This window comes from Vibrio sp. Vb0304 (genome assembly GCF_033338995.1).
Lineage (GTDB): Bacteria > Pseudomonadota > Gammaproteobacteria > Enterobacterales > Vibrionaceae > Vibrio > Vibrio alginolyticus.
On sequence record NZ_JAWOTT010000236.1, the window covers coordinates 1 to 1179 of the forward strand.

Consider the following 1179-nt stretch of genomic DNA (forward strand, 5'->3'; position numbering starts at 1 on the left):
AAAACCTCAACCGGAAATTTATCAAGCGCTTCTCTCCCGCTACGACTTAAACCCATCAGAAACCGTTTTTCTGGATGATATGCCTTACAACGTCGAAGGGGCCAAACAGGTGGGCATGGCTGCTATTCAGTTTGAAAACGCGAGCCAATGTGAAAGTGAGTTAAAGGAAATGGGCCTGTCTTTTTAACTCGCCAGATTGTTAACTATCCCGCAAACAAAAAAGAGCAGCGTCAGTGCTGCTCTTATCGTCTCCGTTCTTTCGCTTAGAAAGCGTTATGAATAGATGACGTTTTCCTCAATGCCACTTACCAGCGCTTGCGCGTTAGACCAACGGAACACTTTTTCCATTACTTCTGTTCCGCCCGGAGCACGCCACGTACGCTCTTGGCATTCTTGTCCACCAATATGTTGATAGAACGAAATCGCTGATGTGTTTTGCGAGACTACTTCTAGATACAATCCTGAATCTTTGAAGTATTGCTGTTGCCACTCTGCAACGGCAAGCAAGAGTTGTTTGCCGATACCACGACCACGATAGCTATCATCAACATGCAGAGCGTCAATGAATGTACCGCGCTCAAAGTCATGGTTGCCGAAAACACAGACAAAGCCGAGTAACAAGCCACCCTCTTCTGCAAGAACGATATGTTGGTTAAATGGAGGATTGGTTAAGCGAGTCTGCCAAATCAACAATTTGTCGTCGATGGCTTCGCTGTCTAGGTAAGTGTTCGTTAAAATGCCTCGGTAGTGACGTTTCCAACTGTCCGCATGCAATTGAGCAATGCGCTCATAGTCCTTATATTCCGCTAATCGTAATTCCATTACGTATTCCTATTTTCTTACATTTTTTGCTTTTCCACAGAGCCTTGGCATATTCCACCTTTACAAAGCCAATTACTTGGTAGATTTCATACACCTCAAGCCATAGCTCATTTTTTAATACTACTCATTATTCAATTAAAAGCAAAATATCCCAGTTAGAATTCCGGCTCAGCTCAACAAGAATAGTCACATTTATCTAACTTTAATTTGACTTACACGTGTTCGCTGATATTCTAGCGAACAGTTGTTAGCTCAAAGTTAGGAATACCTCCGTGAATCAAAACAAACCACCATTTATCTGGGTGAATATATTGATTTTTTCAGCCAGTTTTGTTCTAACGTTTATTGTAATGCCTT

At 42.2% G+C, this 1179-nt stretch carries 2 protein-coding genes; one reads left to right on the top strand and one right to left on the bottom strand.

The window, feature by feature from the left end; translation table 11 throughout:
* Nucleotides 1–187 (top strand): HAD-IA family hydrolase (locus R7P35_RS25270; protein ID WP_258617270.1); only part of this gene is annotated, 187 nt, incomplete at its 5' end.
* A gap of 86 nt (nucleotides 188–273) precedes the next feature.
* Here the strand turns inward: R7P35_RS25270 and R7P35_RS25275 are convergent.
* Nucleotides 274–822 (bottom strand): GNAT family N-acetyltransferase, encoded by a 549-nt coding sequence (locus tag R7P35_RS25275; protein WP_005481267.1) that lies wholly within the window; start codon nucleotides 820–822, stop codon nucleotides 274–276.
* Nucleotides 823–1179 lie beyond the last annotated feature (357 nt).

Bases quoted from the DNA above. Each gene is read 5' to 3' on its own strand.
- R7P35_RS25275 (WP_005481267.1), bottom strand. From the start codon at position 822: ATGGAATTACGATTAGCGGAATATAAGGACTATGAGCGCATTGCTCAA.